Source organism: Alteromonas sp. R7 (assembly GCF_055755235.1).
Map to the genome: position 1 here is coordinate 17,500 of NZ_JBVTQX010000010.1, position 20,035 is coordinate 37,534.

Genomic DNA, 20,035 nt, shown 5'->3' on the forward strand with positions numbered 1-20,035 from the left:
GCTATAAAGTGTGCGACAGCGTAACAACAGTAAAATCCAAATAAATATGCACCTTTTAAAAAGGGCACTGCGTTGCGCGTTTTCCAGGGAGAGACCTCCTGCCTGTGGGCAGGAGGTTTTCTTACTTTTACACTTCTACTTTTTCTTCTTTTCGTTCTGGTTCAATCAAGCTAATCACACGCCATCCTGCTTTAGGCTGAATACTGTTACCGTTGATAAAAGTATAGCTCTTACCTTCAGCGTTGATCGCAATGAGAGGTGTAGCGCGCTCACCATACTGTTTAATGTACTGCTCGTAAGTAAACTCTTCAGATAAACGGGTGGTCTTCACCATTGAGTCACGGGCAATGGCCGATGCTAAATACCCATAAGTAACGCCTTCATCGAACAGAGTAAGTTTTTTCGCGTATTGTTCGCTAACTTGGTGACTTGGTCGCGTAGATTGTTCGTTATTTGTCAGCGCCCATACTTTGTCTTTGCCCATCGTGTATTCAAAGTGATAAGCAATAAGTGGGTTAAGCTGCTTATAAGGCGACATAATCAGCACGGTACCGAATGTATTCAGATCAAGATGTCGCGCTGCATGGTCAGACATTGGGTTGCCAAAATATACTGGGATATCCTTCATACGCGCTTCTCTTATTGCGTCCCAGTTAGTATCTGCAATGGTAACGTCTAGCTTTTGGTTTATCATTTCTGTCGCTAAGGCGCGGTTGAATTTGCTGCCACCGAAAATCAGATAGCCAGTTGGCGCAGGCGCTCTCACCTTAAGTAGTGACGCAACAGTGCGTGAAGTAAGGCTCTGTACCACCACTGTTGCAATAATCACCATAAAGACAATAGGAACGATAATACCCGCGCCTTCATAGCCAATTTCTTCAAGCTTTAAAGAGAAAAGGGCTGATACCGCCGCTGCAACAATACCTCGAGGTGCAATCCAGCTTAGCAAGGCTAATTCGTTTAACTTGAGTCCGGTACCAACGGAGGACGCCAATACGGACAAAGGCCGAGCCACAAACATAATGGCGGCAAGCACTACAACGGAGCCCCAACCTACATCCACTACCGATTGTAAGTTCAAACGCGTGGCAAGCAGAATAAATAAGCCTGAAATAAGTAAAACACTGAGGGTTTCTTTAAATTCAAGAATGTCTTCTACGTCTACGTCCTTCATATTGGCCAGTACCATACCAGATATGGTAACGGCCAAAAGGCCAGACTCGTGCGCAACATAATTAGACGCTGCAAATACACCCAGAATAACGGTTAACACTGCGGTGTTAAGCAAATAGTGCGGTATCCAGTCTTTGCGAATAGACAGACCAAGCAGATAGCCAGAAGCGAGACCAAGTACGGAGCCAATTCCAATGGTTTTGCCAAACGCTATTAGCGTATGGGTAATGGCGGTTTCTTGCGATGCAACGATAAACTCGAAAACCAGTACGGCGAGCAGAGCGCCGATAGGGTCTATGACAATCCCTTCCCAGCGTAAGATATTGGCCAAATTCGTTTTCGGTCGCACGGTTCTGAGCATGGGCACTATAACCGTGGGGCCTGTTACGGTAACAATGGCTCCGAATAGGAAGGATAGCTGCCAAGTAAGATCAAGACTGTAGTGCGCTGCAGTGGCTGCGACAAGCCAGGTTACAACCACGCCCACAGAGCAAAGGTTTCGAACCATGTTCCCATGACCCGCGATGTCGCTGAACTTCAGCGTCAGTGACCCTTCAAAAAGAATAATGGCAACAGAGAGAGAAACGACAGGAAACAGCAAATCACCGAATAAGTCGTCCGCGTTGAGCACGCCAAAAACAGGGCCAACCACAATACCGACAATTAACAACGGTAAAATAGCAGGGAGCCTAACCTTATAGGCTAAGTATTGGCAGGTAATTGACAGCAATCCAACTGCAACGAGTGAAAGAAGCGGGTCTGACAAAGTGAGTCCTTAACGTGTTGATATTATTCCATGGTATATCAGCCTAAACATTTGTCATACAGAGACTTTAGGCCAACCTAAGTTTATAGCGATATACGCTTGGGCTAAAAGTTTAGACCAATAGACCTTATTTAGCGCACTAAAATGCATGTTAGAGAGTGGGTAGGTTTGATATTATTCGTCACTTATCGTTCTTTTCGGAGCCTTTCATTGAACACTCACTTTAAATTCGCGGCTTTATCAGCATCGCTTGTACTAGCATCGGCATGCGCAGTTCAATATCCCATCCCTTCTGCACAGTTACAAATAAAAAATATCGTTGAGTTGCCGGAAGAACTTTCAGAAACATCGGGTCTATTTTGCGAAACGGACGGCATGTACTCATTAAATGACTCAGGTAATGCTCCCATCATTTATCGTATAAATTACCAGGGTGAAATTATTGAACGAACGCGCTTACCGCTCACCAATAAAGACTGGGAAGCAATAACCGCTGACGCTTCATCGTTTTACATTGCGGATGTGGGAAACAATAAAGGCAAAAGAGAGCAGGTCGAAATACATAAAGTAAACCGCTCAAATGTGAATGACATCACCTCTATTACATTGAAATACGAGGGTAATGACGCTTCGAATAACATTCCTTATGCACATGATTTTGACTCAGAGGCGATGGTTAAGCATGGCGATGACCTGCTTCTTTTTTCTAAAAGTTGGAAAACTGGTATAACCCATATCTATAAAGTGAACGAAGACGAAGCTGAGCAAACCATTAGTACGTTTGCGTCCATTGATGGACTGCCGGGCGTGGTAACTGGGGTAGACTTCGATCAGCACCAAAATAGGTTTGTTATCACCGGCTACAAATCAGATCCATTTGGAAACTTTGCTACTTTCATGGCTCAAGTATCAAGCGACTTTGCCCTTCTTGATGTATGGCCGCTTGAGCAATATAAACAAGTTGAAGGCATATGCGTGGATAATAGCGGCACATATTGGTTCAGCGAAGAAGCTACGGAAGGGCGCAAAGCATCGTTGTCTAGCGCCAGAGTGATGCCATAACAAGTAGCGCCAAAACAGGTAACGCCGTAACGAGCAACGCTATAAAAAAGCGAGCTGATTGAAGTCTGGCAGCCAATCCCCCCAAGCTTATTCACGGTTGTGAATAAGCGCTCTTTCATTGTCAGCAGCTGTTCTTTTAAAGTTATCTTTTAGTCGATGTTAGTAAAATGGCTAATACCCAACTGCCTACTTTCCTGTCTATACTGAAATTGTGATCGAATAAGTTGTAGCCAACCACAATTTGAGAGGCAGCGAAAAATGAGACGTTTAAACCAGTCCTTTTTAGCAATGTGCTTTTGTCCATGTTTTTTATTGGCGGGTGCAGCTAATGCCTCTGTGGTCGAAAAGGCACAAGAATGGCTCAACAAATATTCAGACAGTGACGATACGTTTTCCCTAACTCTCACTAAGAATAAAATTAAGTTCAAAGGCTGCAAACAAAAGCAGTATCAACTTGCATTTAGCCAAAAACTGGCGCCAATGTTTAACGTTGAAGCCATTGTCCATTACAACAAAGGGTTGCTTGACTACGGTGTTATGTCTCAGCGTGTCAGAAGCCACGAATTTGAAGTGGTTAGCTGGTGGGATAGAGGTGATTATCGGTTGGGGTTAAGCCATAAAGTACGCCCCCGTCATGAGATGAGCATTCCGGTTGCCGATACAATTCGTCTGCCTACCAGTACATCAGCAGGCCTTTACGTAGAAATTCCATTCAAGGAAGACAAGCACCTTCTTACTGTTGGAGCTATGAGAGAGTCGTGGGAAAGTGAAGGAGCATCAATGCAATTGCCATGGCGTTCCAGCCGTGACAATCAAGTAAAAGTAGAATACGCCATCACTTTCTAAATGGTGGCGCATAAGGTTGTGTTATCTCACCGCTTTGCCATTCATAAGGCATAAGTAAACTTATAGCTTAAATCTGCTCACTTCAGACGAGAGTTCTTGCGCCAGTTCATCGAGCTTGTCACTCACGCTAACCAATATCTTAGTCGCATTCAGGGTTTCTTCACTTGATGCACTAATGTCATTAATGTTTCGACTGATATCTTCAACCACCGTGGCTTGCTCTTCCGTAGCCGTCGCCACTTGCGTGTTCACATCATTAATGTGAGCAATCTCTTCGGCGATATCTTGAAGCAATTTGTCTATTTCATTGGTTGCGGTTACCACATCGGTTGTGCGTGCTCGACTTGACTCCATTTGCGAAACGGCAGATTTAGAGTCTTGCTGGAACTTATCGATCTTCACCTGTATTTCATCAGTCGCTTGAGCGGCACGTTGTGCAAGTGTTCGCACCTCATCAGCAACGACTGAGAAGCCTCGGCCGTGATCGCCAGCCCGAGCTGCTTCTATAGCAGCATTTAGCGCAAGTAAATTGGTTTGCTCTGAAATACCTCGAATTGTATCGAGGATACCGCCAATGGCTGCGGTGTGTTCATCTAGTGATTGAATAACCCGAGACACATCTTGAATTTGACCCGAAAGACCGTTTATCGCGTGTACTGCACGTTGGGTAATTTCTCGACCGTGAGCGGAATTAGTTGTAGCCATATTCGCATTTTGCGCAGCATGGGTAGCTGACTGGGCTACTTCATTTACCGTACTGCCCATCTCTGTTAGCGCGGCTGCCGCCTGTAAGGTTTGATCGCGCTGGCTCTTGGTAGAGTTTTCTGTTTGATGAGACTGCTTCGCAACATCTTGTGCTGACGCCTTTAGTGCGTGACTTGTTTTCGCCACTTGCGAAATGGTGCCGTGAAGGTGATCAATAAAGTTATTGAACCCTTCCACTAATCGGGCAATTTCCTTTTGTTCTGGCATAGGAATACGAGAGCGTAAGTCGCCTTGTCCTCTGCCAAGCTGCTGGAAAACATCGGCCAGTGATTCAAGTGGCTTAGTAAGCGTGCCTGCTAGCCAAATACCAATAAGTGCGAAAGCGCCTGCTATCACCAAAGCCCAAATAATAATCTGGCGGCTGCCTGCATTTAGCGATGCGTAAAGCTCATGCTCGGGTACTTGTGCAACCACGTACCAACCGGCTTTTTCCACATAGGTACTGGCAAACAGTTGCGTGTCGCCTGCCGCGTCGCTGGTGGCCATAGCAAAGCCCTGACGATTGAGTAGTTGCCCTGATGTGCTTGAATCGCTTATGGACGCTAACTTAGCCTTTCCTAATAACTCGGTATTGGGATGAGCGATAATGGTGCCGTTTCCGTCAACAAGAAAGACAAAGCCGGTTTGCGCAATTTTCACCGCATTGATGATATCTAGCAGCTCATCGACCGATTTAGCGACACCCGACATACCTCTGCCGTTTACTTGCTGGTAATTCGCAAAAAGTCGGTAACCTTGGCCCGGTTCGTTGTATAGGCTTAGTGAAATTGGTTCGCCGCTATTTTTGTAAGCGAAAAACCACCCATCAAATTCATCATTTTGTAGCACCCGCAAGAAACCATCTTGGTTCCAATATTTGTAGGTGGTTCTGTCTACAAATGAGGCTACCGTTAAATCGTTAAAATCAACGATATTACTTAAATAGCTAAGGAGACGGCGTTCGCCAGCGCTATCTGCGCCTGCCGACGACCAGGCAAGAATGTCGGGGTTAGAAGCAATGCCGTGAGCAACGGTAAGCATTACACTTGCTTCCCCGTCCACTCGGTTACCAACTTGTTTAAGTAATGAAGGAAGCTGAAGTTCTTCCATGTTCTCTTTAACGAGATCACGGGCAATCCATTGGCTAATAGAACCTACAAGAATAGCAGCAGCGAGCACCGCCACAATAAGAGAAATAATGAGTTTTTGTTTTATACTGAAAGTCATGACTTTCGACCACGTAAGTTAATGCTGAAATTTATGATCAAGGGTGACGTGGCATTGCAGGCACAGCAACGTCTGATACTGAGTCCTAGGCGGGTCAGTACTACTCTCTGATTCTTACGCTAGTGCTATTGTTATTTTTAAAGCGCAGACAAGTTATCGACCTTTTCCCTGCAAAGTTTATACTTTTTGCTAGGGCAAAGAGATTGTGAAGCATAATTGACCAATAGGTCAATAGAAAGATGAGGCTTTACAAAAACGTCAGTTATAAAAAAGCCCTCTGGCTTACGAAGAAAACAAGAGGGCCAATGGCGTACTGAAGCTAAATATTTAATTAGCCACAGCTAGGGCCTGTTGCTCTTTGATGTAGAGCGAATAACAACAGGACCTAGGAAGGGTAAGTGCGTTAACTTACTCTTTGCTTTCCTTAGGAATAGGGAAACCACGGTCACGCATCAATGCGTCTACCTTGGCGTCACGACCACGGAACTTGCGATATGCTTCAGCTGGATCCATTGCGTTACGTACGGCGAATAGATATTTCACTAAGCGATCGCCTACTTCTTTATCGTAGAAACCACCCGGTGCTTCCATAAAGGCTTCTGCTGCGTCAGCAGTAAGAACCTCTGCCCACATGTAGCCGTAATAGGCCGCAGCATAACCTTCACCCGAGAACACGTGACCGAAGTGAGGTGAACGGTGACGCATAACGATTTCTTCTGGCATACCAAGCTTCTTAAGCTCTTCACGCTCAAAAGTATCAGGGTCAATCTTGCTAGGATCGGTAGTATGATACTTCAGATCCATAATGGCAGAAGCCATGTACTCAGTGGTTTTGAAGCCTTCATTGAAGGTTGAGGCCTTCTTAATCTTCTCAACTAGTTCTGCTGGAATTGGCTCGCCTGTTTCATGGTGAACCAGGTAGTTGTTGATTACCTCATCGGTGGTCAACCAGCGCTCTAATAACTGAGACTGGAACTCAGTGTAATCGCGTACGCCAGAATGCGAAGACGGGTATTCTACGTCAGACGCTAAGAAGTGAAGAGCATGACCAAATTCATGGAAGTAGGTTTCAGCATCATCCCACGAAATAAGTGTAGCTTCGCCATCAGCACCTTTCACGAAGTTCGAATTGTTTGAAGACAATACGGTCTTCTTGCCATCGAACGTGGTGTAAGAGCGATACGTCGTTGCCCAAGCACCAGAGCGTTTACCTTGGCGTGAGAATGGGTCAAGGTACCAAAGACCGATATGCTCACCGCTGTCTTTGTCAGTTACTTCCCATACTTTCACGTCTTCGTGGAAAACGGGTACTTTGCCTTCTTCAACAGGTGTGAAGTTGAAGTTGAACAAGCGACCTGCAACGTAAAACATCGCTTCGCGCAGCTTATCAAGCTGTAAGTACTGCTTTACTTCGTTTGAATCTAGGTCGTACTTCGCTTGGCGCACTTTTTCTGCATAGAAGCGGTAGTCCCATGGCGCAATAGTGATGTCTGCACCTTCTGCATCGGCAATGGCCTGCATGTCGGCCACTTCTTCTTCAACGCGAGCAATAGCGGCAGGCCATACTTTCATCATCAGATCCATGGCGTTTTCTGGGTTCTTCGCCATACGATCTTCTAAACGCCACTGTGCGTAATTTTCGTAACCTAACAGCTCAACGCGCTCATCTCGAAGGATTAGGATGCGCTTGATAATGTCATTGTTATCAAACTCGTCGGCATTGTCACCGCGGTTGTAGTAAGTACGCCATACTTTTTCGCGAAGCTCACGATTGGTTGAGTAGGTCAAGAACGGGTCCATAGACGAACGCGTATTGGTAATCGCATACTTACCTTCTTCGCCGCGAGACTCTGCTGCCGCTTTAGCTGCCTTTACAAACGAAGCGGGTAGGCCGTCAAGCTGGTCTTCAGTAATATAAGTAACGTAGTTTTCTTCGTCTGCTAGCACGTTGTTAGAAAACTTGGTGTGCAGAGTAGCAAGTTCTTGGTTAATTTCAGCATAGCGCTTTTTCGCTTCGCCATCTAACGTTGCACCGTTGCGCGCGAAGCTGTTGTAAGTCATCCACGTAATACGCTGTTCTTCTGGCGTGAGCGATTTCAGTTCATCAGACTCGTACACCGTTTTCACTCTTTCAAAGAGTTTTTCATTTTGCGTAATTTGAGTGAAGAAAGCTGACAGTTTTGGTGACATCTCGGCCTGAATTTCGCGGAATTCAGGGCTAGACTTGTTTGAGCTCCAAATGCCGTAATACGTGAATACGCGTCCAAGCTCTGCACCTGCGCGCTCCATTTCAACAATGACGTTTTCAAACGTTGGTGGCGCTTCGTTATTTGCGATGGCTTCGATCTCTTTAAGATTCAGTTCCATGGCTTTTTCTAGCGCAGGCTTCAAATCTTCCAAATTCATTTTATCGAAAGCAGGCATGCCACCGTACGGGCCTTTAAACTCTTGAAGCAGCACGTTATCAAACTGTGCTTGTTGAGATGTCGCTGTATTTTGTACATCTGTGCTGGTGGTCTCAGGTGCTTTTTGTTCTGAACATGCACCGAGTGCAACCACAACCGCCATAGCGGTGAGTGATGATTTAAATTTACCCATGAGTTTTCCTGTCTGTTTTTATCTATACGTTTTATGACAAAAACCATCTTAAGATAATGTAAAAATAAGTTAAATGCTCTTTAACGTAATTCCTTGCAGCACAGCGGTTTGAAGAGAAATCGCGCTGATATGTAATTCGTCGAAATTGGTCAAATTTTGATTGGCTTTATGCTGGTTGGAAATTACACTGCGCGCGTTCTGAATAGCTGTCTTCCGCAGCTCGTAAACCACTGACTTTTTTACTGTGATCATCATGTTTGAATTACTTCTTCACGCGTTTCCCGTTGCATTCGCTTTGGCTTCCTTTTGGTCGAACACTGAACGTAAATTACTGCTACTGAATTTAGGGTTATGTATTGCTATTGGCTCACTTTTGGTTTTCGAGCAAGCGTGGGGAGGAGCTGTAGTAATTACGGTGGCGGGGCTGAGTACCAGTTATCGTTTAATAAAACAAAAACTTCTGTCTCCTGTGGCAACCTACATTACATTAATCTCTATGATGGTTATTGTGCTGACGGTGAATAACCTAACCGGTAAAACATCGTTAGTTGAAGCTATGCCGGTGTTAACTTTTATGGCATACCGGTTTGGCGAACTTCACTGCAAGGAAGCGGGTTTAAGGGTATGCATGATCATTGGCTCCATCAACTTCACTGCGTACGGAATAATTACGCAAACGTGGGGATTAGCCATTACTGAAGCCCTGTTTGCAGCCTCGAACCTGTGGTATTACATGAAGCTAAGACGTGCCATACGCACCAGCCCTGTTTGAAGCGTAAAGTAGTTCATGTCAGACCGATAACAGCACTAACCTAATGACAAGAAAGTGGACGTATTGAAACCGTTGCTTGTATTGAAACCATAGCCGCTTTGTGATTTATTGCGTCTTTAAAGGGAATCAAAATTTCACAGGGAAGACGATGCAACGCAAACCCATCGACAAGGCACTATTTCTTGGTGTTCCAGTGTTTCTACTGGCTCTTTTTATTTTAAATATCACTGCAGAAGGTGAAGTTAAACTAGCGGCTACCCTAGGTAGTGTTGGGCTATGTATAGGCTTTTTCTCTTATTTAAGAAGCAGGCGCTTCGGTAATAGATATCCCATTGAAAAATTGATAGAAAAAGATGGTAATTTTGTGGTGTTTCATTTTTTACAGGGACTTGATCGCCAGCCCCTCAGGGTGAACGCCAATACTATCTATGCGCTTAATTTTTCTCACCATTACCTTGGAGTCATTTTGGAAAGCGGCAACGGTAAAGGGTTTGACTTTCACTATCCTCATAAGGAAGCCGTAATAAAAGCGAGACTTCAAGTGGTGCTAGGTGATGATGGATTTAACAACGTAAAAAAGAATGTCTAAATAAAGCGAAAAAAGTGTAAAGAGAAGCCCGAAAGTAATGTTTACTCGCGGGCTTTTTTAATTTATCACTGTAAAGACTTACGCAAACACCACGGTCTTATTTCTATGAATAATCACGCGGTCTTCTAAGTGGTAGCGCACGCCATGAGCTAATGCCGTTACTTCACAATCTTTACCCTTACGCACCATATCAGCTGCACTGTCGCTGTGACTAATACGCTTAACGCTTTGCTCAATAATAGGGCCTTCATCTAAATCTTTAGTTACGTAGTGACAGGTTGCGCCGATTAGCTTTACGCCGCGATCATAGGCTTGCTGGTAAGGCTTAGCACCTGCAAAGCTCGGCAAGAAGCTGTGGTGAATGTTTATGGCTTTACCTTGCAATTCTTGGCAAAGCGTATCAGGTAAAATCTGCATAAAGCGGGCAAGCACGGTCAAATCAATTTTGTATTCTTGAAGTAAAGTCGTGATTTGCGCAAAAGCGGCTTCTTTCCCTAACGCTTTAAAGTCTACCCAATGGAAAGGGACTTTGTACCAGTCTGCAAACTGTTTCATTTGCGGGTGGTTGCCAATAATAACCGGAATATCACAGTGTAGTTCGCCTGTGTGCCAGCGGTGAAGCAGGTCAACTAAACAGTGAGACTCAAGGCTGGCAAGCAGAGCGACGCGCTGTTTTTTGTTGGAGTCGCTCAGCTTCCAGTTCATCTGATATTCGTTAGCAAGCGGGGTGAATTCTTTAACAAAGCTTTGATGATCTAACTTTAGCGAGTCGGTGCTAATTTCATGGCGCATGAAAAAGCGGCCGGTTTGTAAGTCAGTGTGATGGCTTGCTTCAACGATGGTAGCGTTATGGTCGGCCAAAAATTGCGACACGCTGGCAACGAGCCCAATTTGGTCTGGGCAGTCTATTACTAATCTAAATGTTTGTTGCATTTGGGCAGTTTGAATAAAAAAACAGGCTTTCTTTTTACCTGTGCCGCCATGTGTTGTAAAGGCGACGCGCTACTTTAAACCAGCTTAAATTGCTATAACTCATAATCACATGAGGTCTTAAGCTCAAAAGGTGCGAGTCAAATGGACATCAGTTTACCCAAGTCAGCACGGTATTGCGTTTGCCTTTACTCGTCGGTTATCCCTCGGCGCAGCTTTTCTCTTACCGACATATTGTGTTTTAACGGCCAAGACTGGCGGATAGGGTAGACTACCCCTTGCGGTGTAGAGACAGACTCAAAAAGGTGAAATGCCGAAACGTGAACGTCTACATTGGGGCTGTAAAGGGGAAGAGGCAAGCCCGACGTAGCCTTTCTGACAAGCGTAACGTGAGGCTTATATTCTCTGCTTTCTACCTCTATTGCCGCCTTGCGGGCTGCTTTTCGCGACAATTTGGCGAGTTCACCTAGCGCCTTTGGCGCATCTGTCGGCGAAGCGAAGAGTATCTTAGGGCCGTTCCATAATCCCGTTGCATCGAGGGTTAGAGAAAAGGGTTCGCTCACAAGCTGATCGAGTTCATACACCAACGCTTCGTGCTGCCGGTGATTTATCTCACCTAAAAAGCTAAGCGTTATGTGGAAGTTCGCCGCCGGCACTGCGTACGGTTGCGCGGGCCCTTGGCTATTGGTGTGATCGTAGCGCGCATTGGTAGACTTTCGAGAACGGGTAGACTCGCTTTTTACCCATTGCCGGGGCATAACTTCAGGCAATGCCTGTTGGCGCCAGCTATCTAGAGCAAGTTTTTCTGTGGCGCTAAGATCTAAACCAATAAAGCTTCGCATAGCTTTCCTCCTTCCAATTTGCCCTTTAGCTTGTACATCACGTTAATGTCCATACAAACCTAAGTTTACCATGGCGCTACCTGCGATTTCCAAAACAAGACGCAAGTATTGAGCTATTTGCCAAATTTAAAAAAATAGCAGTGAGGTTCGGGTGCATTGCTCAAATCAGGTACACTATACCCATCAACTTATAACACCTTTATGCCCTTTATGTTACAGCCGTTTTCTCACTTACCCGCTTATGAACTCGTTACGCCGCTTGAAGAAGCTGTAGCCGCTAGCAACATCATCATAGGGGCTCCTCCGGGCGCGGGAAAGTCCACCGTACTTCCTTTGTCACTGCTGAAATCATCGCTTAAAGGAAAAATATTACTTATGCAGCCACGGCGCGTGGTGGTGAGAAACCTTGCGGACTATTTAGCTAGGCAATTAAATGAAAATGTGGGCGAAACGGTTGGCTATCGCATTAAGGGGGAGTCGAAAACATCGTCTGCCACTCGGCTTGAGATCATAACCGAAGGGGTCCTGACTCGCATGATTCAGCAAGACCCTGAGCTTGCTGGGGTAGCTGCTATTGTCTTCGATGAATTTCATGAACGCAGTATTCACAGTGACTTCGGTTTGGCACTAGCGCTTGAAGTACAGTCGGGGCTTCGCGATGACTTACGATTAGTTGTAATGTCGGCTACCTTGGATGTAGCACCCCTTCAAATGTTGCTCAATGCGCATAGCGTACTGCCAGTAGTGAACTTGAATACGCAAGGGCGCATGTTTCCCGTTGACATTCGCTACACACAAGATGTGCAGGCGCATGAGTTAGTACCCAAAACCTGCAATATCATAAAGCAGGCAGTAGGCGAACACGGCGGTGATATTTTGGTTTTCCTACCTGGGCGAGGAAGCATTAATGCCGTTGCTAAGGATATAAAAGGCGTTGCTGAGAGTGCGGGCATAGCCGTTCACATGCTCTATGGAGCGTTAAGTAAATCTGTGCAACAAGCCGCTATTACGCCAGACCCGCAAGGCAGACGAAAAATCATATTATCTACCAATATTGCTGAAACGAGTCTTACCATTGAAGGCGTGACGGTGGTTATTGATAGCCTATGGGAAAACAGTGCTCAGTATCATCCGTCCAGTGACATAACTGCGCTTACCCAGCAGCGCATTTCGCAAGCATCCGCCATTCAAAGAGCGGGGCGCGCGGGGCGTGTAATGGCCGGAACCTGCTATCGTTTGTGTAGCAAAAGCAGCTTCGAGCGTTTGGCCAAACACAATGCGGCGCAAATTGAAAAGGAAGACTTAAGTAGCTTTTTGCTTGATACCTTAGCCTGGGGCAGTAGCCCAGATACCTTGGCATTGTTGACGAAGCCTACACAAGCGCAGCAACAGGTTGCACAACAAAAGCTTCAGCGGGTTAATGCTATCTCACAATCCAGCATTACTCCCTATGGAAGAGCGCTGGCCCAGTTACCCTGTCAGCCCCATTTAGCCCACTTATTGCTGACCGTTAAACAAGGGATTGATGGACTTAGTGCTGATGACAACGAAGCGCTTCGCCACGCTGCTCCCTTTGTTGTGGCTCTTAGCGAGAGTAATATCAGTGTAGGTGGCGCAACAAATGTCATGGATGCGCTGCTCCACGCCAATAGCAACACGCGCAGTCAGCTTACACAGCAAGCTACCCGTTATGCGCGCTACGTGCAAAATAATGAAGGAAAAGCACAACGCTTTAAGCCTGATATTAACGAACTAGACGAGCAAGCCCTTGGGCTTTGTATCGCTATCGCATTTCCTTTGCAGGTGGGCTATAGGCGCAGTGCGTCAGATAAATCGGCAGAGAGCTCGAATACAACAAATGGTAAGCCTAAGACCGGTATAGTCGAATACAAACTGGCAAGTGGCAAAGGTGCAGAGCTCACTGCTGCTGGTAGTGCGTCCATTTTTAATGAGAGCGAAAATGGCGATGGACCATGGCTGGCAGTGCTCGACGGGCAGCTGATAAAAAGCACGGTGGCAATACGCTTGGCACAGTCAGTGCCTGAAAGCTGGTTGCGTTTAGCCTTTCCTGACGCGTTCAAAGAAAAGCGCAGCGTTATTCTTAACAGCGATACTGGGGTAATGGAAGCCAGAGTAAGTACGGGCTTTTATGAGATAACGTTAAATAGCACACCGGTTTCTGGACAGGAAAAAAGTCGTGAAAAAGCATTCTGGGATGATGCGTTATGCAACGCATGGTTCGCCTATCTTGATGCACTTCCTCTATCAAGCTGGCCGCTTTCTGACGCAGACTGGCAATGGTGGCGAAGAGTGGCAATGGCTGGGAAGCTCAATTTGCCACAAGACAAAGCCTTCGATGAACCCGATCCGTGGCCGTTGTCATTGAACGCTCTCGTGCACCAGGCCAAAGACAGTTTAGCGCCCGTCTTAAAAAACTGTAAAAACATCAAAAACCTTAAGCAGTTACCGTGGAAAACAGCCTTGAATAATGGTCTTTCTTGGCCTCAGCAAGATGCCTTAGCCACACTCTTGCCAATTCACGTGACTATTCCAACGGGCAGAGAGGCTAGCCTGGATTATCGCGATAATGGAGATGTGGTGCTGTCGGTCAAAATGCCAGAGTTATATTCTCAAGGCACGCCATTAACGATAGCGGGTGGGCGAATTACCGTTGTATGTGAGCTGCTGTCGCCAGCAGGTAGGCCATTACAAACCACCAGTGATTTAGCCGCCTTTTGGCATGGCAGTTATAAGGAAATACAAAAAGAAATGAAGGGGCGCTATCCAAAGCACTTTTGGCCAGATGACCCCGCAAATGCATCGCCGACCAGCAAAACAAAAAAGCATATGTAGCGCGCTGATACGGCTACACAAACCATCGTTTTCAGGTGATTTTTGTTTATTTTAAACAAGAGTAGTATCTATACGCCATTTTCCTATATGCCAGTTTCGTACACAGTATGTTTTTTACGACAGTGGTCGTGCGCTGAAACTTGCGCTAAGTTGGAGTATGAAACCTCACTCTTATTTACGGGTTAAACTACGCAATGAAACTATCTTGTATTGCCACTGCTGCTTTTTTATTTACTACTTCAATTAACGTACAAGCTCACGATTTTTGGCTAGAGCCCACAGCATATCGTCCTCAAGAGCCGAGTTCGCTGGCATTGCAGTTTAAAGTGGGTCATAAGGAAGATACCTCTCATTGGAACCTTGCATGGGATAGAATAGTCGCGTTGCGCACCTACTCTTTTGACGGTGTGACTGATATGGCTGCCAGTGTTGTACCTAAAACCTCAATGCTGCCGGGCATGGCAAAAACAACCAAGCTCCCATCCGGTACCCACGTCATAGGGTTTGAAAGCTATCACGCCACAAGCACATTAGAAGCGAAGAAGTTTAATCAGTATGCAAGAGAAGAAGGCTTAACTGAGGTGCTGGCGCACCGCGAGGCGAGGGGACAAAACGATATCGCCGGCAAAGAGCTGTACTCTAGAAAGGCGAAAACCATTGTGCAAGTTGGTGACGCGGTAACGAACAACGTATTAAAACCCATTGGCCACACATTGGAAATAGTGCCTCTTGAACATCCTTACAAGCTTGCAGGAAACACGCTATCTGTTCAGGTATTATTTAAAGGTAAGCCTTTAAGTAACGCGCTTATTGATGCGTATTCCTTGGTTGATCACAGCGCTAAAGAGCAAGCGGTTAAAACGGATAGTGAGGGCAAGGCGACATTTAAATTTGACGTCGAAGGACCTGTAATTCTGAATACAGTTTGGGGAGTCCCACTTGCAAATAGCGCGGCCGCAGATTTCGAAACCTATTTTTCAAGCCTAACGTTTGAGTACTTTCAGTCACCAACAAAGTGAGTGGTTTACACCTTGTAGGCCACTGAAAATACCAAACAGTGAATGCGCGCCAGAAATGGCGCAGCATATTTCAAGTTTAAGAAGTCGTCGTTGCAAGGTCTATATTAAGTGCAGCCATCACTTCAAGTCCCGGAAACCCATCAGCAATCATGTTGTTACTAATTTGGTAATTGCGAATGCCTTCGCGGGTGGCGGGGCCAATAATGCCGTCAGGCTTACCCACATCAAAGCCCAAATCATTCAGCTTGCTTTGAAGGGCAATAATATCTTTGCGATTGTACGCAGGTAGATCAGGTAACGTGGCTTTAATGCCAGACGCGCCAGCGATGCGGTCGGCCAATACACCTACGGCAATGGCATAAAACTCTGAGTTGTTCCAGCGCATAATAACGCGGAAGTTTTTGTAGGCGATAAAGGCGGGTCCGTTGTGACCAGCTGGCACAATAACATAGGCTGTAGTATCGCCTTCGCCCAATTCAGAACCATCAGCTTTTTTCACGCCTTGGGCGTGCCATTCACTGAGAGATTTTCTATTTTTATAGCCTGACTCTTGATAGTCAAAGTTCTCAGGCAGTTGCACTTCACGACCCCAGCGGAAGCTGCGCTCCCAACCCAAGTTGGCAAGAAAGTTTGCCGCAGAAGACAACGCATCTTCTTCACTTGCCCACAAATTTATTTGTCCGTCGCCATCGCCATCAATAGCGTAGTGGGTATAGGCCGAAGGCATAAATTGGGTGTGCCCCATTGCACCGGCCCACGAGCCAATCATGTCTTCTTTTTGCAGCTTCTCTCGCTCCATTAATTTCACAGCAACAAGAAACTCTTGGGTGAAGTAGGTGCTTCGTCGCTTATCACACGCTAAAGTGGCAAGCGAATCGAGTACCGGCATTTTGCCTTTGTAAGAGCCAAAGTTTGTTTCTAGCCCCCAAAAAGCAAGCAGATAATGAGGAGGCACGCCGTATTTTTCACTTAGCTTATGCAAAAGTTTGTCGTGCTTTGCATACATCTCTTTACCTTTTTCGGTACGCCAGTCGGTAACGCGCTTGCTGAAGTACCCTGGAAAGGTTTGTACAAATTCTGGTTGGCTTCGGTCTAGCTCAATCACACGGTCTTGGTGAACAAGACGAGGAAACACATCATCGATAGTCTGCTGGCTAACCCCTTCCTGCTTGGCTTTACCAGCAAGCGCTGCGGTGCAGCTAGCGAATTGTTCATTGGCTAGCGCTGTATTCATTGTCGCACCCGCGAGAAGCAGAGCCATAGACGTGCGAAGTGACGGTCGAAAAAATGAGGCGTAAGACTTGGCCCCTTTAGGCGAACGAGTAGAGAAAAAAGAAGACTTAAATGAAGCTAAGCGCATAGTACGGTTCCTGTGTTACTTGCCAGCATGCTATCGCATTGTGACCGTGAAACGCGAGTAAAATTCATTTTAGTCCTTCAACATACTAGCGCCATGGGACGTTTCAGAAGTATACAAATTCGCAGTGTGCATATTTGGAAACAGTTGTTGAGAGGCGGCCCGAATGGTAATGTTGATACTATTAAAACTAACGTTATAAAGGCGTTCGTTAAATTTATATCGCAATATGTGCGATGTCATCCTCAATGATCTTCATGGCGTTTTCACGTGGCAAAAAGACAGACAAAAGACAATCCATCTTCAAAAAGTAAAGCATCAAGCAATGGCAAAGGCTCGGCCAAGCGCTCGTGGTTTTTCAAACTGTTTTGGCGAGTCACTCTTATTGGTTTGGTTGTGCTTGGGGCCTATGCCTTCTACCTTGACGCCCAAATTAAGCATGCGTTCTCTGGAAATAAATGGGAAGTTCCCGCGCAGATCTTCGCCCGTCCGTTGGAAATCAGCAAAGGTGAAGAGATAACGCCCCAAGAAGTCATTGATGAGCTCAATTTGCTGGGCTACCGCAAGGTAACCTTTGCCGACAGTAGCGGTGAATATAGCTATCAAAATAAGGTGCTGACTGTACAGCGCCGCGCGTTTCAGTTTCCAGAAGGCGCAGAGCCTCTGCGTCATTTAGTGATAACGTGGGAAGGTGCACGTATTGGGGAAATTTATGACAAGTCGCAAGGCCGCCCGTATGGTTCTGCAAAGCTAGAACCCTGGTTAGTAACGCGCATGACAAGCGGGTCTCAAGAAGACCGTATGCTGGTAACGTTAGACACCATTCCTGAAATGTTGCCAAAAGCGCTAACCCTGGTGGAAGACCGCAATTTTTATAATCACCATGGCGTTGCGCCGCTTTCAATATTGCGGGCTCTAATGGCAAATATTGCAGCCGGTAGAACGGTTCAAGGCGGCAGTACGCTAACGCAGCAGCTGGTTAAAAACATGTTTTTAACCCGTGAGCGTTCCATTGTGCGTAAGGCAAAAGAAGCCATTATGGCGGTGATCATTGATGCCCGTTACAGCAAATCAGAAATTATTGAAGCGTACTTAAACGAAGTGTTTTTGGGGCAAAATGGTGATATGGCCGTACATGGTTTTGGACTTGCTAGCTATTTCTATTTTGACCGACCAGCTAACGAGCTAAGTACGCCCGAAATAGCCACGTTGGTTGCTATTATTAAAGGCCCATCTTATTACAACCCACGCAAATATGCTGAGCGCACGAAAGAGCGTCGTGATTTAGTGTTGCGCATGCTGTTTGATGAAAATGAAATTAGTCGTCAAGACTACGAACGTTTTGTGAATATGCCGTTAGGGCTCGCCAGTGGGGCTAGCTTAGCAAGCGGTAAACACCCTGCTTTCATGGAGCAGGTTCGTCGGGAACTCAATGAAATTCTGGCTGAGCCTAGCTTAAGAGATTCGGGCGTAAAAGTGTTTACAACACTTGATATCGTAGCCCAACGACGTGCTGAAAGCGCATTGTCGGGTACGCTAGACGGTTTGCAAAAAGACAGGAAAGTGCCATTACAGGGCGCAATGGTAGTCACAGATAGTGCAAGTGGTGAAGTACGCGCTATCGTTGGCGGAAAAGACTTTGCGTTCAAAGGCTTTAACCGAGCACTAGACGCAAAACGCCCAATAGGCTCGTTGATTAAACCTGCGGTTTACTTAACCGCACTAGAAGATCCTACACAATTTAACCTGGCAACGCCGCTTAAAGACGAGCCCATTACCCTTGAAAGTCGAAATGGAAAAACGTGGTCGCCGCAAAACTACGATAAAGAATTCAGAGGCCAGGTGCCTTTACTTCAAGGGCTAGTCGAGTCTTTAAATATACCTACGGTTAATTTAGGCATGCAGATAGGGCTTGATGCGCTAGCCGATACGATAGAGCGATTAGGGGTAACCACCCCCGTAGATAAAGTACCGTCGTTGACCCTTGGTGCTTTTGAATTGACACCATTTAGTACAAACCAAATGTACCAGACCTTATCAAATGATGGGCGTTACATACCTCTTCATACGGTGACTTCTGTAGTAACAGCAGATAACGCGCTGCTTTGGAAAAAGGCGGAGTTTTTTGCTCAGCGCACCGATGAAGCAGCAACCTATTTGCTAAACTATGCCTTGTATAAAGTAACCACCGAAGGTACTGCGAAGCGCATCGGTTGGAATTTTGGGAATGTGAATATGGCTGGCAAAACGGGCACCACAGACGATTACCGCGATAGCTGGTTTAGTGGCTTCGATAGAAACAATGTGGTTACGGTTTGGGTAGGCAATGATGACAACCAACCGGTTAATTTGACCGGTGCAGGTGGGGCCTTGCCCGTCTTTATAAACTACATGAAATCTCAGTCACCCAAGTCATTATCAAGGCGTTTCCCAAAAGGCTTAGGCATTGCACATTTTGACGCCAAGACCGGCGCGGTTGTGGTTGCAGGATGTGCTGGGAGTTTAAGCGTACCGGCTATTTTGGATGTGCTTCCTCCACCTCAACAAGATTGTTCAGGCCGTCCTGTAGACAAAGACAGCGACAAGGATGATAAAAGCTGGTGGGAACGGATATTCGGATAAAAAAACTCCAGTAAGAAGATAGAAAACACAATCACTTGGCTGGGATACAGTCCGTGCTTTCTATCTCCCTCTGGAGTAAAAGGCCCAGGGAAGGCAAATCTTTTAGCGGTAGTCGGTTAGGTTCCTATTTGTTTTTATTGCGTTTTCAGTGACCTTTCTGAAGGAATAGGCGCGCTGTTGAAAACACCAGCGCACTGACTACAAACGCAATAACCGGTCCGAGTACCACCATAAATAGGGTTGCGGCGGTTAACATGTGCATTCTCCTTATGCGTCGTTATCGTCTGAGCTGATAGGCTCAATCGGCGTAATAGTGATGTCAGCAACCAATGCATTTGCTTCTTCTACTTCTGGCTCAAACGTATGGCTTGCAGTTAACACGTCATAAGTCACGCCTAGGTCCAAGTTCTGCTTAACGTCATGCATGGCGCTTTCAACGATAAAATCTGTATGCGAAACAATGTTGTTCTGAGTGTCGTCAGCGAACGCTGATGCGCCCAATACGCTAGTTGCTAAAGTAAGTGCAGTGAAAGTTTTGCGACCGATAAACATAGTAATCTCCAAAAATTAAGTTAGACACTGCACTTGAACATACTGCGTGGCAGCTATCATGTTGCTAAAGGTTTCGATAATAA

General features: G+C 46.0%; 15 protein-coding genes. 7 read left to right on the plus strand and 8 right to left on the minus strand.

Translation table 11 applies throughout. From position 1 onward, the window contains the following. Positions 1-127: 127 nt before the first annotated feature. Positions 128-1,939 (minus strand): cation:proton antiporter, encoded by a 1,812-nt coding sequence (locus AC0J2X_RS15585; RefSeq protein ID WP_061439208.1) that lies wholly within the window; start codon positions 1,937-1,939, stop codon positions 128-130. A gap of 210 nt (positions 1,940-2,149) precedes the next feature. Here AC0J2X_RS15585 and AC0J2X_RS15590 point away from each other — a divergent pair, with 210 nt between their 5' ends. Then, entirely contained in the window at positions 2,150-3,001 is an 852-nt protein-coding gene (locus tag AC0J2X_RS15590) for an SdiA-regulated/phytase-like domain-containing protein (protein ID WP_014975448.1), read from the plus strand. Between the two features lie 258 nt (positions 3,002-3,259). Then, on the plus strand, positions 3,260-3,847 hold the full coding sequence (locus AC0J2X_RS15595; protein ID WP_014947986.1) for a hypothetical protein: 588 nt from the start codon (positions 3,260-3,262) through the stop codon (positions 3,845-3,847). Between the two features lie 60 nt (positions 3,848-3,907). Here the strand turns inward: AC0J2X_RS15595 and AC0J2X_RS15600 are convergent, their stop codons facing one another. The 3 genes from AC0J2X_RS15600 to AC0J2X_RS15610 all read right to left on the minus strand — a co-directional run bounded on the left by AC0J2X_RS15600 (position 3,908) and on the right by AC0J2X_RS15610 (position 8,671). After that, positions 3,908-5,818, minus strand: coding sequence for a methyl-accepting chemotaxis protein (locus AC0J2X_RS15600; protein WP_014975449.1), 1,911 nt, complete (start codon positions 5,816-5,818; stop codon positions 3,908-3,910). Between the two features lie 408 nt (positions 5,819-6,226). Continuing rightward, entirely contained in the window at positions 6,227-8,416 is a 2,190-nt protein-coding gene (locus AC0J2X_RS15605) for a M3 family metallopeptidase (RefSeq protein ID WP_014975450.1), read from the minus strand. Positions 8,417-8,485: 69 nt separating this feature from the next. Then, positions 8,486-8,671, minus strand: coding sequence for a hypothetical protein (locus AC0J2X_RS15610; RefSeq protein WP_014975451.1), 186 nt, complete (start codon positions 8,669-8,671; stop codon positions 8,486-8,488). Here AC0J2X_RS15610 and AC0J2X_RS15615 point away from each other — a divergent pair. Continuing rightward, the gene (locus tag AC0J2X_RS15615) at positions 8,670-9,188 is read left to right on the plus strand and encodes a YgjV family protein (protein WP_014975452.1); all 519 of its coding nucleotides are present in this window, start codon (positions 8,670-8,672) and stop codon (positions 9,186-9,188) included. The genes AC0J2X_RS15610 and AC0J2X_RS15615 overlap by 2 nt on opposite strands. A 148-nt stretch (positions 9,189-9,336) precedes the next feature. Beyond that, a complete protein-coding gene (locus AC0J2X_RS15620) occupies positions 9,337-9,777 on the plus strand; it encodes a hypothetical protein (RefSeq protein ID WP_014975453.1) in 441 nt (146 codons plus the stop codon). 78 nt (positions 9,778-9,855) lie between these two features. Here AC0J2X_RS15620 and purU read toward each other — a convergent pair whose 3' ends face one another. Together purU and thpR are read right to left on the minus strand one after the other, a co-directional pair. Then, positions 9,856-10,710, minus strand: coding sequence for a formyltetrahydrofolate deformylase (purU, locus tag AC0J2X_RS15625; protein ID WP_014975454.1), 855 nt, complete (start codon positions 10,708-10,710; stop codon positions 9,856-9,858). Positions 10,711-10,895: 185 nt separating this feature from the next. Then, a complete protein-coding gene (gene thpR / locus AC0J2X_RS15630; protein ID WP_014975455.1) occupies positions 10,896-11,549 on the minus strand; it encodes an RNA 2',3'-cyclic phosphodiesterase in 654 nt (217 codons plus the stop codon). A gap of 156 nt (positions 11,550-11,705) precedes the next feature. Between thpR and hrpB the strand changes: the two genes are divergently transcribed. Both hrpB and AC0J2X_RS15640 read left to right on the plus strand, forming a co-directional pair. Then, complete coding sequence (gene hrpB / locus AC0J2X_RS15635; protein ID WP_014975456.1) at positions 11,706-14,402, plus strand: ATP-dependent helicase HrpB; 2,697 nt, start codon at positions 11,706-11,708, stop codon at positions 14,400-14,402. Between the two features lie 194 nt (positions 14,403-14,596). Continuing rightward, positions 14,597-15,421, plus strand: a complete 825-nt coding sequence (locus tag AC0J2X_RS15640) for a DUF4198 domain-containing protein (RefSeq protein WP_014975457.1) — start codon at positions 14,597-14,599, stop codon at positions 15,419-15,421. Between the two features lie 76 nt (positions 15,422-15,497). Here AC0J2X_RS15640 and AC0J2X_RS15645 read toward each other — a convergent pair whose 3' ends face one another. Next, positions 15,498-16,781, minus strand: coding sequence for a lytic murein transglycosylase (locus tag AC0J2X_RS15645; protein WP_014975458.1), 1,284 nt, complete (start codon positions 16,779-16,781; stop codon positions 15,498-15,500). A 267-nt stretch (positions 16,782-17,048) separates the two neighbouring features. On the opposite strand from AC0J2X_RS15645, the gene mrcB reads away from it, so the two are divergent. Then, positions 17,049-19,400 (plus strand): penicillin-binding protein 1B, encoded by a 2,352-nt coding sequence (mrcB, locus tag AC0J2X_RS15650; protein ID WP_014975459.1) that lies wholly within the window; start codon positions 17,049-17,051, stop codon positions 19,398-19,400. Between the two features lie 267 nt (positions 19,401-19,667). Here mrcB and AC0J2X_RS15655 read toward each other — a convergent pair whose 3' ends face one another. Further along, a complete protein-coding gene (locus AC0J2X_RS15655) occupies positions 19,668-19,952 on the minus strand; it encodes a hypothetical protein (protein WP_014975460.1) in 285 nt (94 codons plus the stop codon). Positions 19,953-20,035: the final 83 nt, after the last annotated feature.

Bases quoted from the DNA above. Each gene is read 5' to 3' on its own strand.
- AC0J2X_RS15615 (WP_014975452.1), top strand. From the start codon at position 8,670: ATGTTTGAATTACTTCTTCACGCGTTTCCCGTTGCATTCGCTTTGGCT.
- purU (WP_014975454.1), bottom strand. From the start codon at position 10,710: ATGCAACAAACATTTAGATTAGTAATAGACTGCCCAGACCAAATTGGG.
- AC0J2X_RS15610 (WP_014975451.1), bottom strand. From the start codon at position 8,671: ATGATGATCACAGTAAAAAAGTCAGTGGTTTACGAGCTGCGGAAGACA.
- AC0J2X_RS15605 (WP_014975450.1), bottom strand. From the start codon at position 8,416: ATGGGTAAATTTAAATCATCACTCACCGCTATGGCGGTTGTGGTTGCA.
- AC0J2X_RS15640 (WP_014975457.1), top strand. From the start codon at position 14,597: ATGAAACTATCTTGTATTGCCACTGCTGCTTTTTTATTTACTACTTCA.
- AC0J2X_RS15655 (WP_014975460.1), bottom strand. From the start codon at position 19,952: ATGTTTATCGGTCGCAAAACTTTCACTGCACTTACTTTAGCAACTAGC.
- AC0J2X_RS15645 (WP_014975458.1), bottom strand. From the start codon at position 16,781: ATGCGCTTAGCTTCATTTAAGTCTTCTTTTTTCTCTACTCGTTCGCCT.
- AC0J2X_RS15595 (WP_014947986.1), top strand. From the start codon at position 3,260: ATGAGACGTTTAAACCAGTCCTTTTTAGCAATGTGCTTTTGTCCATGT.
- AC0J2X_RS15600 (WP_014975449.1), bottom strand. From the start codon at position 5,818: ATGACTTTCAGTATAAAACAAAAACTCATTATTTCTCTTATTGTGGCG.
- AC0J2X_RS15620 (WP_014975453.1), top strand. From the start codon at position 9,337: ATGCAACGCAAACCCATCGACAAGGCACTATTTCTTGGTGTTCCAGTG.
- thpR (WP_014975455.1), bottom strand. From the start codon at position 11,549: ATGCGAAGCTTTATTGGTTTAGATCTTAGCGCCACAGAAAAACTTGCT.